General features: G+C 30.5%; 15 protein-coding genes. 5 read left to right on the forward strand and 10 right to left on the reverse strand.

The features are described from left to right. Positions 1–20: 20 nt before the first annotated feature. Positions 21–590 carry a DUF3109 family protein gene (locus tag RRF68_RS09530; protein ID WP_275315968.1) on the reverse strand — a complete coding sequence of 190 codons (570 nt, stop codon included), beginning with the start codon at positions 588–590 and terminating at the stop codon, positions 21–23. 110 nt (positions 591–700) lie between these two features. Between RRF68_RS09530 and RRF68_RS09535 the strand changes: the two genes are divergently transcribed. From RRF68_RS09535 to RRF68_RS09545, 3 genes are read left to right on the forward strand one after another with little or no spacing between them, the layout of a single operon-like run. Continuing rightward, positions 701–1,282, forward strand: coding sequence for a MarC family protein (locus RRF68_RS09535; protein ID WP_218771897.1), 582 nt, complete (start codon positions 701–703; stop codon positions 1,280–1,282). Then, positions 1,283–1,897: an NAD(P)/FAD-dependent oxidoreductase gene (locus RRF68_RS09540; RefSeq protein ID WP_315944203.1), complete on the forward strand. Its 615-nt coding sequence runs from the start codon at positions 1,283–1,285 to the stop codon at positions 1,895–1,897. It abuts the gene before it with no gap. A 16-nt stretch (positions 1,898–1,913) separates the two neighbouring features. Then, positions 1,914–3,281 carry an endonuclease gene (locus tag RRF68_RS09545; protein WP_315944204.1) on the forward strand — a complete coding sequence of 456 codons (1,368 nt, stop codon included), beginning with the start codon at positions 1,914–1,916 and terminating at the stop codon, positions 3,279–3,281. Positions 3,282–3,310: 29 nt separating this feature from the next. Here RRF68_RS09545 and RRF68_RS09550 read toward each other — a convergent pair whose 3' ends face one another. Both RRF68_RS09550 and RRF68_RS09555 read right to left on the reverse strand, forming a co-directional pair. Further along, on the reverse strand, positions 3,311–3,997 hold the full coding sequence (locus RRF68_RS09550) for a LytTR family DNA-binding domain-containing protein (protein WP_315944205.1): 687 nt from the start codon (positions 3,995–3,997) through the stop codon (positions 3,311–3,313). After that, positions 3,994–4,578 carry a sensor histidine kinase gene (locus RRF68_RS09555; protein ID WP_315944206.1) on the reverse strand — a complete coding sequence of 195 codons (585 nt, stop codon included), beginning with the start codon at positions 4,576–4,578 and terminating at the stop codon, positions 3,994–3,996. The genes RRF68_RS09550 and RRF68_RS09555 overlap by 4 nt, the downstream gene beginning before the upstream one ends. A gap of 575 nt (positions 4,579–5,153) precedes the next feature. On the opposite strand from RRF68_RS09555, the gene RRF68_RS09560 reads away from it, so the two are divergent. Next, positions 5,154–6,038: a thioredoxin domain-containing protein gene (locus RRF68_RS09560; protein ID WP_315944207.1), complete on the forward strand. Its 885-nt coding sequence runs from the start codon at positions 5,154–5,156 to the stop codon at positions 6,036–6,038. A gap of 51 nt (positions 6,039–6,089) precedes the next feature. After that, positions 6,090–6,473, forward strand: coding sequence for a DUF1573 domain-containing protein (locus RRF68_RS09565; protein WP_315944208.1), 384 nt, complete (start codon positions 6,090–6,092; stop codon positions 6,471–6,473). Between the two features lie 52 nt (positions 6,474–6,525). Here the strand turns inward: RRF68_RS09565 and RRF68_RS09570 are convergent, their stop codons facing one another. From RRF68_RS09570 to RRF68_RS09600, 7 genes are all read right to left on the reverse strand, one after another. Continuing rightward, entirely contained in the window at positions 6,526–7,272 is a 747-nt protein-coding gene (locus RRF68_RS09570) for a succinate dehydrogenase/fumarate reductase iron-sulfur subunit (protein WP_218771903.1), read from the reverse strand. 9 nt (positions 7,273–7,281) lie between these two features. Next, positions 7,282–9,294: a fumarate reductase/succinate dehydrogenase flavoprotein subunit gene (locus RRF68_RS09575; RefSeq protein WP_218771904.1), complete on the reverse strand. Its 2,013-nt coding sequence runs from the start codon at positions 9,292–9,294 to the stop codon at positions 7,282–7,284. 12 nt (positions 9,295–9,306) lie between these two features. Next, a complete protein-coding gene (locus tag RRF68_RS09580; protein WP_218773521.1) occupies positions 9,307–9,999 on the reverse strand; it encodes a succinate dehydrogenase cytochrome b subunit in 693 nt (230 codons plus the stop codon). A 143-nt stretch (positions 10,000–10,142) separates the two neighbouring features. Beyond that, a complete protein-coding gene (locus tag RRF68_RS09585; protein WP_315944209.1) occupies positions 10,143–10,550 on the reverse strand; it encodes an NUDIX domain-containing protein in 408 nt (135 codons plus the stop codon). 21 nt (positions 10,551–10,571) lie between these two features. Further along, positions 10,572–11,636, reverse strand: a complete 1,065-nt coding sequence (gene corA / locus RRF68_RS09590; protein WP_218771906.1) for a magnesium/cobalt transporter CorA — start codon at positions 11,634–11,636, stop codon at positions 10,572–10,574. A 105-nt stretch (positions 11,637–11,741) separates the two neighbouring features. Further along, on the reverse strand, positions 11,742–12,428 hold the full coding sequence (locus tag RRF68_RS09595) for an alpha/beta fold hydrolase (protein ID WP_218771907.1): 687 nt from the start codon (positions 12,426–12,428) through the stop codon (positions 11,742–11,744). Beyond that, positions 12,428–13,051 carry a DUF6973 domain-containing protein gene (locus RRF68_RS09600; RefSeq protein WP_218771908.1) on the reverse strand — a complete coding sequence of 208 codons (624 nt, stop codon included), beginning with the start codon at positions 13,049–13,051 and terminating at the stop codon, positions 12,428–12,430. Before RRF68_RS09600 ends, RRF68_RS09595 begins: the two co-directional genes overlap by 1 nt. Positions 13,052–13,134 lie beyond the last annotated feature (83 nt).

The following is a 13,134-nucleotide window of genomic DNA, read 5'->3' on the forward strand; positions in this document are numbered from 1 at the left end:
TATTATAATAATATATTAGATTATCTATTTCTTTTTTCTGCAATTTGTTCTAATTCATCATACCAATTTTGCCCAAACTTTCTAACTAGTGCTTGTTTTACAAATTTATAAACTGGTACTTGTAATTCTTTACCTAAAGAACAAGCATCATCACAAATTTCCCACTTATCATAATTAACAGCAGAAAACTCACTGTAATCCTTCACTCTAACAGGATAAAGGTGACAAGAAACAGGTTTTTTCCAATCTACAATACCTTGGTTGTAAGCCTCTTCTATAGCACATAATGCAGTGTTTTTATCATCAAAAATAACATAAGCACAATCGGCATTATTTATTAAAGGAGTTTCTAGTTCACCAAAGTCACTAGTAATCCATACACCTTGTTTCTCAATAGCCTCAATACCTTCTTTACGGAGGAAGGGTTTAATTTTAGGATATATATCTTCTAAAATCTTTGTTTCCTCTTTTTCTAAAGGTGCGCCAGCATCTCCGTCAATACAACAAGCTCCTTTACAGGCAGATAAATTACAAACAAAATCTTTATCGATAAGATCTTCTGAAACGATAGTTTTTCCTAATTGAAACATAAAATATATTTAAAAGTGCAAGTTAACAATAACTTCACATAAAATTTAGGTGCAAAAATACTAGATTGTGACATTACTTATATAATTTTGCAGCTGAAAAAAAAGATATTATGGATTTTAGCATAAAAGAAGTTTTTACTGCGTTTATGGTGTTGTTTGCAGTAATTGATATTATAGGTAACATTCCTATTATTATCGACTTACGTAAAAAGGTTGGGCATATACAGTCTGAAAAAGCATCTGTTATTGCTGGGGCTATAATGATTCTGTTTTTATTTGTAGGTAAAGAATTATTAGGAGTTATAGGTGTAGATGTACATTCTTTCGCCGTTGCAGGTGCATTTATTTTATTTTTTATCGCTTTAGAAATGATTTTAGGAATCACTTTATATAAAGATGATGAGGATGAAACATTAACAGCAACTGTTTTTCCCTTAGCATTTCCTTTAATAGCAGGGCCGGGTAGTTTAACAACTCTTTTATCTTTGCGAGCAGAGTTCCATATATCAAATATAATTATAGCCGTTTTATTAAACGTAATAGTTATTTACATTGTATTAAAAACATCATCTAGAATAGAAAAAATTATAGGTAATAACGGAATTAAAATTATTAGAAAGATTTTTGGAGTAATCTTACTAGCTATTGCAGTAAGATTATTTGCAGAGAACATAAAAGTATTATTAGCATAAATGAGTTTTGATTGCTTAATTATAGGAGGTGGAGTTTCTGGTATGCAATGCGCACTAGTTATAGGCTCTGCTTATAAAAAAGAATATGCAAAAAATAAAAAAGTTGGTATTTTAATGCATCAACGAATATCTCATTTACAAAATGCTTTGTTTAATAATGTTTTAGGATTACCTGTTGGTACTTTAGGTAGTGATATTTTAGAGCAAGGTAAAGAGCAATTGTCTAATCAATATCCACATGTTTCTCAAATTCAAAATGAAAAAGTATTATCGGTTTTAGATAGTGAAGAAGGTTATAAAGTTATAACCAACAAAAATGAATATTACAGTAAAAAGGTAGTTATAGCCTTAAATTACTCTAAACCATTTGAAATAGCAGGACTAGAGCAGTATATTGAGCCTCATATGAGAGCTAATGTGATGAAAGACAGAGTACAATTGCGCAATTTTAACTATTTAATTAAAAAAGGTTTGTATGTTTGCGGTACTTTATCAGGTATACGCAGTCAGTTTGCTATAGCAGCAGGTAGCGGAGCAAGTGTAGCTACAGATATATTAACAGTGTGGAATGATAATATTCCAACCAAAGTACATGATAAAATAATAAAACAATAATTAAAATAATTTAATGATGAAAAAAGTATTATTTCTTGGTTTTTTAACCTTGTTACTTATCAATTGTGGAGGAAATGAATCAGATGTTGTAAAACCAGATCCTACTCCTGATCCAATAGATGAAGAAATAGTAATAATAGCAAAAGATGATGTTTTTGAAGCTAATGAAGGTACTTTTTTAGAGCTACCTAGTTTTTTAACTAACGATGAATACCCATCTACAGGAATTACTATTACCTTTGATGATGCAACAGCTAATGGAGGTACTATTGAAGTAGACCGTATTACATACACATACACCCCATCAAATAATTTTTCTGGCGAAGATACTTTTAGCTATACTATTTGTAGTAAAGTGTCACCTGAAATTTGTTCTACAGCTACTGTTACAATTAATGTTGCAGATAAAGGCAGTCCAGAAGCCGTTAACGATAGTTATAATGTAGGTATTAATTCTACAATTAATATTAGTAGCCACCTAGATAATGATACCATTATAGATGGTGCTAAAGTTGATTCTTTAGATGATACAAGTACAAATGGTACTGTAACTTTAAATAGCGACGGAACAATATCATATACACCACAAACAGATTTTTCTGGTGAAGATACATTCACATATTCTTTATGTGACAACGATGCAACAGCAACTTGTGCAACAGCAACAATAACTATTAATGTTGTTGAAGTAATATCTTTTAATATACCTGCCGAATTAGCTGCTTATTATAACGGAGTATCTTTTATAGATGATGAAAACACCAACTACAATACTTTAAGAGATTTAGTTACGAGCTCTCACACTAATATATTAACTTATGGCGAAAGACATAATTATTTATATAATGCGGATGAAGATTTAGCTAATGTAGCTAACGTTATTTTAATGTATACGAGCGAAAGTAGAGATGAAAGAGAGTATACGTCGGGTTCTAATTCTTATGCTACACAAACTTTTAATACTGAGCATGTGTATCCTAAATCTAAACTTTCCTCTTCGAATTATGACGTATCAGAGGCTGATTTACACCACTTACGTTCATGTGATGCTACTGTTAATACTCAAAGGCTTAATTATCCTTTTATTGATGGTACTGGAACATATAAAAGAGAAGGCAGTACTTGGTTTCCTGGTGATGAATGGAAAGGAGATATAGCAAGAATGGTATTTTATTTAAACGCGAGATATGGTGAAACTTTTGATAAGGTTGGTTCTATAGAGTTATTTATAAAGTGGAATAAAGAAGACCCAGTTTCTGATTTCGAAAGACAAAGAAATAATGTAATTTATGATGTACAAGGAAACAGAAACCCTTTTATAGATAATCCTTACTTAGTTACTATAACTTGGGGAGGAGATGCAGCAATTAATACTTGGGAATAAGTTTTTAATTCTTATAATGAAAAAATGAACTATTGGTTAGCTTTTAAGCTAGCCAATAGTTCTTTTTTATATGTTCTGCCAATTGGCAGAATTTTGTTTTTAATACATAAGTTAGTTCCTGTAAACTTCTCAACTCTTTTTACATTTACAACATACGACTTGTGAATTTGTACAAATAAACGGGTGTCTAAAGTATCTTTCCAATTTTTTAAAGAATCTATAATTGTTAGTTTTCTATCAATAGTAAAAAAAGTGACATAATTTCTATCAGATTCTAAATACAATATTTCTTCTAAATATACTTTATGGATGGTTTTATCTATATTTAAGTAAATTACTTCCTTATTTTTAATTTTTATATTATTTACTTGATTTTCTGCTTTTGTTACTGCTTTTAAAAAGCGATCAAAAGAAAAAGGTTTTACTAAATAATCTACAATTGTATCCAATTCGAAACTAGAAACTGCATAATCAGGATAGGCAGTTGTAATAATTATTTTCGGCGGATTTCTAATTGTTTTTATAAAATCTAATCCAGGTATATCAGGTAAATTAATATCTAAAAAAATAATATCTACTGTATTGCTTTTTAAAAACTCATTCGCACTAGTTGCTGTTTGAAAAGCAGCTATTAATTCTAAATCGGGAATTTTACGTATATAATTCTTCACAATATTTTGTGCCGGAAGCTCGTCTTCTATAATAATACAATTCATATATAATTAATATTTACCACTAACGATACTCTAAAAGTGCCAGTATTATTAATATTTAATTCATACTTGTTTTTGTATAATAAATCTAAACGTTTTTTAAGATTATCTAAGCCAATTGCGTCTGTACTTTTTATTAATTTTTCATTGTAATGGTTTTCACAAATACAGGTTAATTTATTTTGTTCTGCCTTAATATTTATATCAATAACACTATTAAAAATACTGTGTTTAAAGGCGTTTTCTATAATTGTTATTAATAACAATGGTGCAATCTCATAAAGATTATTGTCTGTTGAGGTTTGGTAAATAATTTGTTTAACTCCTTCAGTTCTGATTTTATGAAATGCTATGTAATTATCTATAAACTGAATTTCCTTATCAAGATTTACTTTTTCGGTATTGCTCTCGTACAACACATGTTTTAAATTGTCTGATAATCTTAAAATCAAATCGGGTGCTTTGTCTGGTTTCTCAATCGCATACGAATAAATGGTGTTTAAATTGTTAAACAATACATGTGGATTAATTTGTGATTTTAGGAACTTTAATTCCATTTCAGTTCTTTCCTGTTCTATTTTCAATACTTTTTCTGATTGATCGATGTATCGAAATAACATCCATATAAAAGAGAAAAATAAAAGTGGAGTTAAAGTCTGCCACAAATAATCACTTAAGCATTTCATGATTGTGCATCCGCAGCGTGCAAAAACATAACAATACAATTGTGTGGCTAAAAACGATATGAATGTAAAAATGAGGGAATAGAATAAATACCATTTCTTTTTCACGAAAAAAGGTAGTAAAACTTGATTGTTCACATAAACAATAACAACTAGGATAAAAAAATACTGTAAAAACGGATTTTCAGCCCAATAATAAGGCGTAAAAACAAATAGTGATACAAATACAAATAACACCCAAAAAAGTACGTGTATTAAGAGCTCTGCGCTGTGCTTTCTACTTAGTTTAATCATAGTGATTGTAAGTAACTAAAATTAAGCCATTCGGCAAAATAATAGGTACCAAAGGTTATTTACAAAGTACATACTGCCGCTTTTTAATGCGCTATTGCAGTTGATACCTTTTTTTTTGATGTATATACTTCTGATTTTTTTTTAATGTAAGAAATATGGACTTTCGAGTAAAACATAAATAAATGAAAAAATCCACCATATTACTATGCTTGTTAATTAACAGTATTGCTTTCGGACAACAGATTAATAATACAACAAAAGACAGTAAAGGCACACTGATGTTATTAGGTAGAACTGATAAAAAAGCTTTTAATACTGATGATTTTTCTTGGTTTCAAGATAATTACAATCAATATTTAACGAATGATAAAGTAGTTAGTCGATTAAAAAAACCTCTTACAAATTATACAATTAAAGCTTTTTATGGAAGCTGGTGTGGTGATAGTAAAAGAGAAATCCCTAAATTTTATAAAGTAATAGATGAAGTTGGTTTTGATACCAAGAAATTATCGATGATTGCTGTTGATAAAAAACCAGAAGCTTATAAAGCATCACCAAACGGAGAAGAAAAAGGGTTGAATATTCACCGAGTTCCTACTTTTATTTTTTATAAAAATGATAAAGAAATTGGCAGAATTGTTGAATCACCAAAACAAGATTTCGAACGTGATATACTTACTATTATTAATGGTAAAAATTACACACCTAATTATATTGTTGTTGAGCGATTACATGCTTTAATGAAAGTAAAAACCATAAAAGAACTACAAAAAGAAGAAAATAACTTAGTGATTTCGTTTGCTGAATTTACTAAAGGAAGTAGAGAATTAAATACATATGGTTATAAATTACTTAAATCTAAAAACACAGAAAAAGCATTGTTTGTTTTTCAACTAAATACTAAAATGTATCCATACAAATATCCTGTTTATGATAGTATGGGAGAAGCTTATTTTACTATTAAAAATTATAAGGAGTCATTAAAGAATTATAATAAGGTTTTACAATTAAAACCAAATGATGCCAATGCGCTATCAATGATTAAAAAGATTAAAAAAGTAATCTAACTTCATGTATAAAATTTAGAAATAAGAATATAATACTAAAATCCAAAATAAATGAAATCAATTTTAACATTAATGACCGTTTGTTTAGTAACAATGGCTGCCAATGCCCAAGAGTTTAAATTTGTAAATACTACCATCGATTATGGTAAAATAACACAAGGATCAGAAAAGAAACGAGTTTTTGAGTTTACTAATATTGGTAACGCTTCTTTAATCATAAAACAAGTTGCATCCACTTGTGGTTGTGCCGTGCCAAAGAAACCAGAAAAGCCAATTATGCCAGGTAAAAATGGAAGTATAGAGGTTACTTATGATACGAATAGAATAGGTGGTTTTTCTAAAATGTTTACCATCATATCAAATGCAAAAATAAAACGAACACGAATAAAAATTAAAGGGTTTGTTACAGAAAAAAATGTAATTGCTTCTAAATAAAAAAAATCCCGAGTGTAAACTCGGGATTTTAATTTTATATATAAAAAAGGTTTTATCCTTTTAAGCTAGCTTTCATAAACTCAGTATTCATACGAGCAATGTTTTCTAATGAAATTCCTTTCGGGCATTCAACTTCACAAGCTCCTGTATTTGTACAGTTACCAAAACCTTCAGCATCCATTTGGGCTACCATGTTTAAAACACGATCTGTAGCTTCTACTTGCCCTTGTGGTAATAAAGCATATTGCGATACTTTAGCTCCAACAAATAACATTGCAGAAGAATTTTTACAAGTTGCAACACACGCACCACAACCAATACAAGTTGCTGCATCCATTGCTTTATCTGCAGCTTCTTTAGAGATAGGAATTGAGTTTGCATCTTGTGTATTACCAGAAGTGTTTACTGAAATATATCCACCCGCATGTTGAATTCTATCAAATGCTGATCTGTCTACCGTTAAATCTTTAATTACTGGAAATGCAGCAGCTCTAAATGGTTCTATAGTTATAGTATCTCCATCTTTAAACATACGCATATGTAACTGACAAGTAGTAACACCACGATCAGGACCATGTGCCTCACCATTAATATACATAGAACACATACCGCAAATTCCTTCACGACAATCATGATCAAAAGCAACAGGTTCTTCACCTTTATTAATAATCTGCTCGTTTAAAACATCCATCATTTCTAAGAAAGACATGTGTTCAGAGATATCGGTTACTTTATAATCGACCATTTTCCCTTTATCACTTGCGTTTTTTTGACGCCAAATTTTAAGTGTTAAATTCATAATATCCTCTTATTTGTATGAACGTTGTTTTAATTCAATATCGTTAAACTCTAATTCTTCTTTATGTAAAACTGCATCTGCAGGTTCTCCTCTGTACTCCCAAGCAGCAACATAAGCGTAATCTTTATCGTTACGTTTAGCTTCTCCTTTTTGTAAACCATCTAACTCAACAGACTCTTCTCTAAAGTGACCACCACATGATTCATTTCTATCTAATGCATCTTTAGCAAATAATTCACCTAACTCTAAGAAATCTGCTACACGACCTGCTTTTTCTAATTCAGGATTCATTTCATTAGCATTACCTGGTACATTTACATTTTTCCAAAAATCTTCACGTAAAGCTTTAATTTCTGCCATAGCTTCTTTTAACCCTTTTTCGTTACGAGACATTCCGCATTTTTCCCACATAATTTTACCTAATTTTTTGTGGTAATAATCTACTGAATGTTCTCCTTTATTGTTAATAAATGTATTAATACGGTCTGTAACTTCGTTTACAGCCTCATCAAATTCTTTTGTATCTGTTGGTATTTTACCTGTTCTAATATCTCCAGATAAATAATCTCCAATAGTATAAGGTAATACAAAATAACCATCTGATAAACCTTGCATTAAAGCAGAAGCTCCTAAACGATTTGCACCATGATCAGAGAAGTTGGCCTCTCCTAAACAGTATAACCCGTCAACAGTAGTCATTAAGTTATAATCAACCCAAACACCACCCATTGTGTAGTGCACTGCAGGGTAAATCATCATTGGGGTTTTATATGGGTCTTGATCTACAATTTTATTGTACATCTGAAATAAGTTACCATATTTAGCTTCAACAATTGCTTTCCCTAATTCATATACTTTTGCATCAGATGGGTTTACAATATTTTGAATTTTTGCTTGTTCAGCACCATAACGCTGTATAGCAGAAGCAAAATCTAAATAAACTGCTTCACCTGTTGCATTTACTCCGTAACCAGCATCACAACGTTCTTTAGCTGCTCTAGAGGCAACATCACGTGGTACTAAGTTACCAAACGCAGGATAACGTCTTTCTAAATAATAATCTCTTTCGTCTTCGGTTAATTGAGTTGGTTTTTTACGACCTTCTCTAATAGCCAATACATCTTCCATATTTTTAGGAACCCAAATTCGACCATCATTACGTAATGATTCTGACATTAAGGTCAGTTTCGATTGGTAATCTCCCGAACGAGGAATACATGTTGGGTGAATTTGTGTATAACAAGGATTTGCGAAATACGCTCCTTTTTTATGTATTTTCCAAGCTGCAGTTGCGTTAGATCCCATTGCGTTAGTTGATAAGAAATATACATTTCCGTATCCACCAGAAGCAATAACAACTGCATGTGCCGAGTGACGTTCTATTTCACCAGTAACTAAGTTACGGGCGATAATTCCACGAGCTTTCCCATCAACTAAAACAACATCTAACATTTCATGACGATTGAACATTTCAATCTTACCACGAGCAATTTGACGGTTCATTGCAGAATAAGCACCTAATAATAATTGTTGCCCGGTTTGTCCTTTCGCATAAAAAGTACGAGAAACTAATACTCCACCAAACGAACGGTTATCTAACAAACCACCATAATCACGTGCAAAAGGAACTCCTTGTGCTACACATTGATCAATAATATTTGCCGAAACCTCTGCCAAACGGTGTACGTTTGCTTCACGAGAACGGTAATCTCCTCCTTTAACAGTATCGTAAAATAATCTGTAAAAAGAATCTCCATCACCTTGGTAATTTTTTGCTGCATTAATTCCACCTTGTGCCGCAATTGAATGCGCTCTACGAGGAGAATCTTGATAAGCAAATGCTTTTACGTTGTAGCCTAATTCAGCTAAAGTTGCTGAAGCAGAACCACCTGCTAATCCTGTACCAACTACAATAACATCAATGTTACGTTTGTTAGCTGGATTTACTAAATCGATATGATTTTTATAATCTGTCCATTTATCTTTTAATGGACCTTTTGGTATTTTTGAATCTAAAGCCATACTTGTTTCGTATTAATGATTGAAATGGTGAAATAATGCAATAATGATAAATCCTACAGGTAAACCAATTGCATAAATTTTACAGAATGTTTTCAATCCTTTAGTGTATTTGTTGTTTGCTCCAACCGATTGGAAAGCCGAAGTAAAACCATGTAATAAGTGCATTGCTAAAAATACAAACGCTAATACGTAAGCTCCTACTCTAATAGGGTTTACAAATTTGTGCTGTAATTCCTCAAAGTATCTAAGTCCGCTATCAGCAACATCAGGGTTGATAAGACCAGACATGTCTCCTTTAATGAATTTTGTATTCAATTCAGGAAACCAGAAATCGATAAAGTGTAATACTACAAATGCTAAAATTGCAATACCAGACCAAATCATGTTTCTACTCATCCAAGTAGAATTTGCACCTCCGTTATTTTTCGCATAACTTACTTTACGAGCACTGTTGTTCTTTAATTCTAAGACGAACCCCATTACAAAGTGAAAAACTACACCAAAAATTAAGACAGGTTGCATTACATATTGAATTAACGGGTTGGTTCCCATAAAATGAGATAACTTGTTAAATGTTGCTCCGTCGTCCGGAAAAATTGAAGTGATGTTTATTGCAAAATGTTGTAATAAAAAGAACATCAAGAAGAACGCCGAAAGTGCCATGGCAAATTTTCTTCCAATAGAAGATTTTAATAATCCCATTATTTTATTTATTGATTAAAAAATATAACACAAATTTAAGCTATAACTCTTAGCCGAACAAACTATCTTATTTTTTTTGTGGCACATTTAGAATGTGTTTAAATAAAATGTATCTTTTTTTGATGTTTAATTAAGTTGTTTTCATTTTACATCAACTCTCCTTTTTGATTAAGAAAAGTGAATATCTTTTTATCAACGGCAGAAATAATTTGAAGATCTTTTAAATTTAACCACCTTATTTCCTCAATTTCACTACTCGCTTTTAATTCTCCAGAATATTTAGCTCTATAACACGTCATTATTACACTTATTCCTTCTTTTTCTCCGTCTGATTGTGCCGAAAAAGTACCTATGTATTCTGCAGTATCTGGTAATATTTTAACACTTAATTCTTCAAATACTTCTCTAACAAGAGTTTGTTTATCACTTTCAGCACTTTCACGTTTGCCGCCAGGTATGTAATATTTAGTTTTACCTTTAGATAGTGTGCTTAAAATCTTCCCGTCTTTAATTTCAATAAAGGCTATTTTATCTATTTCTTTGTTGTTTTTCATCGTAAAAAAACTATAAATGGATTAAAACCATTTCTTTTTCTTGAAAAATATAAGCATAGCAACAGCAATTATTATCATGACAAACCACATGATAAAATAACTGTATTTGTAAGTAAGTTCTGGTACATATTCGAAATTTGTACCATAAATACCTGCGATAAAAGTTAACGGAATAAAAATTACAGAAAACACCGTTAAAAATTTCATGATATCGTTTAGCTTACTACTAATTGTGGTGTGATATACATTTAATTGGTCAGATAAAATTTCACGGTAACTGTCTGTAGCATCATTTGCTTGGCTAATATTATCTTCAAGCTCTTTAAAGTGAACATAAGTGCTTTCGGTAATAAAATCAGAATCAGTTTTTGCCAAAGAAAAAATCATTTCTTTCGCTGGTTTTATGTTTTTTCTTAAGAAGTTTAGTTCACGTTTATAATTATTTATTTCTCTAATAGTATCCTTGCTAGGGTTTAATAGTAGGTTTTCTTCTAAAGTTTCTATTTTTTCACCTAAAACACTAATTACATATAGGTAGTTATCAACTACAATATCTAATAAGGCAAAGGTTAAATAATCGGTTCCTCCGGTTCGTATTCTTTTTTTCTGTTTTCGTATTCTTTCTCTTACAGGTTCAAACACATCTCCTTTTTGCTCCTGAAAAGACATTAACACCGTTTTAGTAAGAATTAAACTTAAGTTTTCAACAACTGTTTTGCCTTGTTTTTCATCTAACATTAACATCTTAATTGATATTAATGTACAATTGTCATACTCAATAACTCTGGGTCTCGCTTCTGTATTTAAAACTTCGGGTAAAACTAAAGTATCTAGCTTAAAAGCAGTTGTTATTTCTTGCATAATAGAAGTGTTATGAAGCCCATCTACATTTATCCAAGTAACAGTTTCTTTATGCTGAAATTCACTGATTTCTTTTACCGTTTTGGCAGTATTTTCAGTTAAATTTTTAGAATCGAAATCAATAATTCTAAGTGAAATTGAATCTGTTTTTTTTTCTCCTCTAAAGATTAAATCATCAGGAGCAAGACCAATTTCTTTTTTATGTTTTTTAATAAATCTTGTCATATTCTTATGCACTTAACTTAAGTGATTTTTCAATCTTTTAAAGTTTTTATAATTACCTGATTAAAGATTATGAGTAAAGTGATAGCGAAGTTATTAGAAAATAAGTTAAAAAACAACACTATTTATTACCCCAGATAATTCTTTTGGTTTTTCTAAGGTAATCATGTGTCCGCAGTTTTTAATGCTAATAAACCTGCCTTTTTTTAATTTACTTACAAGAAGCTTTATGTTTTTAACAGGAATTAAATTATCATTTTCAGCAGCAATAAAAACTATCGGGATATTTAGTTTTAAAACTTGTTTTGAGATATCTAATCTAACAGACGTAGCTTTTAACTGGCGAATTAAAACATCTTTACCTAAATCGGCATCCATTTTTTTAATTATAGCAGTGATTTCTTTATTTTGATGATTATCAGAATGTAAAAATTGTTGAATCCTTGCTTTTGAAATTCCGTTATATTTATGTTCTTCTAAAAAAGAAATAGTACTTTTTCTTAGCGCTATTTCTTTTTCATTTAATCCGTTTGTATTTGCTGCAATTATTACTAATTTTTTTACTTTTTGTGGATAATGAACAGCAAAGTTTAAAGCTGAAAACCCACCTAAAGAAAACCCAACAATTAAGGCAGGAGCTTCAATTTTAGCTACTATTATTTTATTAATTTCATCAAAACAAGTTGCCGAAGTAATATCTATATAAATAGGTACTATGTTTTCTAATTTAGGAAACACAAATTGCCATAAATCAATTGTACACATAGTACCAGAAATAAAATATACTTTTTGCATTATTTTTTATAATTAGAATTTACCAAACATTTATTATTCTCCCATTTACCTTTTAAAGACTTTAGTGAAATAGGTTTGTTATTACATGTTAAAAAATTACCAACACTATCTTTTTTTATGACTTTTAGTCTGCCAAAATAAATTTCATTTATAACACGATATATTAAACTTTTCTCAGGGATTTCACCTCCTTTTCGGGTAAGAGAAAGACCTACTTCATTGTTGAATAAATCCATGGTAGTTGCTATTTTATCAGGAACAACGCCGTCTTCTAGTTTACTTTTTTTATAAGTTCTATAGTTTTCTTTTTCGTGTGATTTACCTAAAGAACGCGCCGCAGTTTTCCCTATTTCTTGGCGTAAAATTGCCATCCAAAAAGCATGGCGAAAGGCATCTACTTGTCCTCCTGAGGCATCACCATCTAGCAAGGGCGTTTTTTTAATTGAATCGGCTATTTGGTAAGCTTTTTCAGAGATTAGCAAAGCTTTTTTAGCTTTTAAAGGATGTAATATAACCCAGGTTTTCTTTGGAGGAGAAAGTTCCTTGAATTTTTTCCAGTTAGATTGTGAGAATAATGAAAAGCTGAAAAACAGTAAAACGATATATAAATAATTCTTACACAATATAACTTTAATTTTATACCAAAGATAGCCTTGTTTTGTTAGCTAATCATATTTTTTCGACCAAGAATAAAATGAAATAAAAC

Origin of the sequence: Tenacibaculum sp. HL-MS23, from assembly GCF_032463465.1 — a bacterium.
In the GTDB taxonomy this organism is placed as follows: Bacteria; Bacteroidota; Bacteroidia; order Flavobacteriales; family Flavobacteriaceae; genus Polaribacter; species Polaribacter bernardetii.

What these genes read in the sequence shown, in the direction of transcription:
- RRF68_RS09565 (WP_315944208.1), top strand. Translation starts at nt 6,090, where the DNA reads ATGAAATCAATTTTAACATTAATGACCGTTTGTTTAGTAACAATGGCT.
- RRF68_RS09570 (WP_218771903.1), bottom strand. Translation starts at nt 7,272, where the DNA reads ATGAATTTAACACTTAAAATTTGGCGTCAAAAAAACGCAAGTGATAAA.
- RRF68_RS09575 (WP_218771904.1), bottom strand. Translation starts at nt 9,294, where the DNA reads ATGGCTTTAGATTCAAAAATACCAAAAGGTCCATTAAAAGATAAATGG.
- RRF68_RS09550 (WP_315944205.1), bottom strand. Translation starts at nt 3,997, where the DNA reads ATGAATTGTATTATTATAGAAGACGAGCTTCCGGCACAAAATATTGTG.
- RRF68_RS09545 (WP_315944204.1), top strand. Translation starts at nt 1,914, where the DNA reads ATGAAAAAAGTATTATTTCTTGGTTTTTTAACCTTGTTACTTATCAAT.
- RRF68_RS09540 (WP_315944203.1), top strand. Translation starts at nt 1,283, where the DNA reads ATGAGTTTTGATTGCTTAATTATAGGAGGTGGAGTTTCTGGTATGCAA.
- RRF68_RS09585 (WP_315944209.1), bottom strand. Translation starts at nt 10,550, where the DNA reads ATGAAAAACAACAAAGAAATAGATAAAATAGCCTTTATTGAAATTAAA.
- RRF68_RS09530 (WP_275315968.1), bottom strand. Translation starts at nt 590, where the DNA reads ATGTTTCAATTAGGAAAAACTATCGTTTCAGAAGATCTTATCGATAAA.
- RRF68_RS09535 (WP_218771897.1), top strand. Translation starts at nt 701, where the DNA reads ATGGATTTTAGCATAAAAGAAGTTTTTACTGCGTTTATGGTGTTGTTT.
- RRF68_RS09595 (WP_218771907.1), bottom strand. Translation starts at nt 12,428, where the DNA reads ATGCAAAAAGTATATTTTATTTCTGGTACTATGTGTACAATTGATTTA.
- RRF68_RS09560 (WP_315944207.1), top strand. Translation starts at nt 5,154, where the DNA reads ATGAAAAAATCCACCATATTACTATGCTTGTTAATTAACAGTATTGCT.
- corA (WP_218771906.1), bottom strand. Translation starts at nt 11,636, where the DNA reads ATGACAAGATTTATTAAAAAACATAAAAAAGAAATTGGTCTTGCTCCT.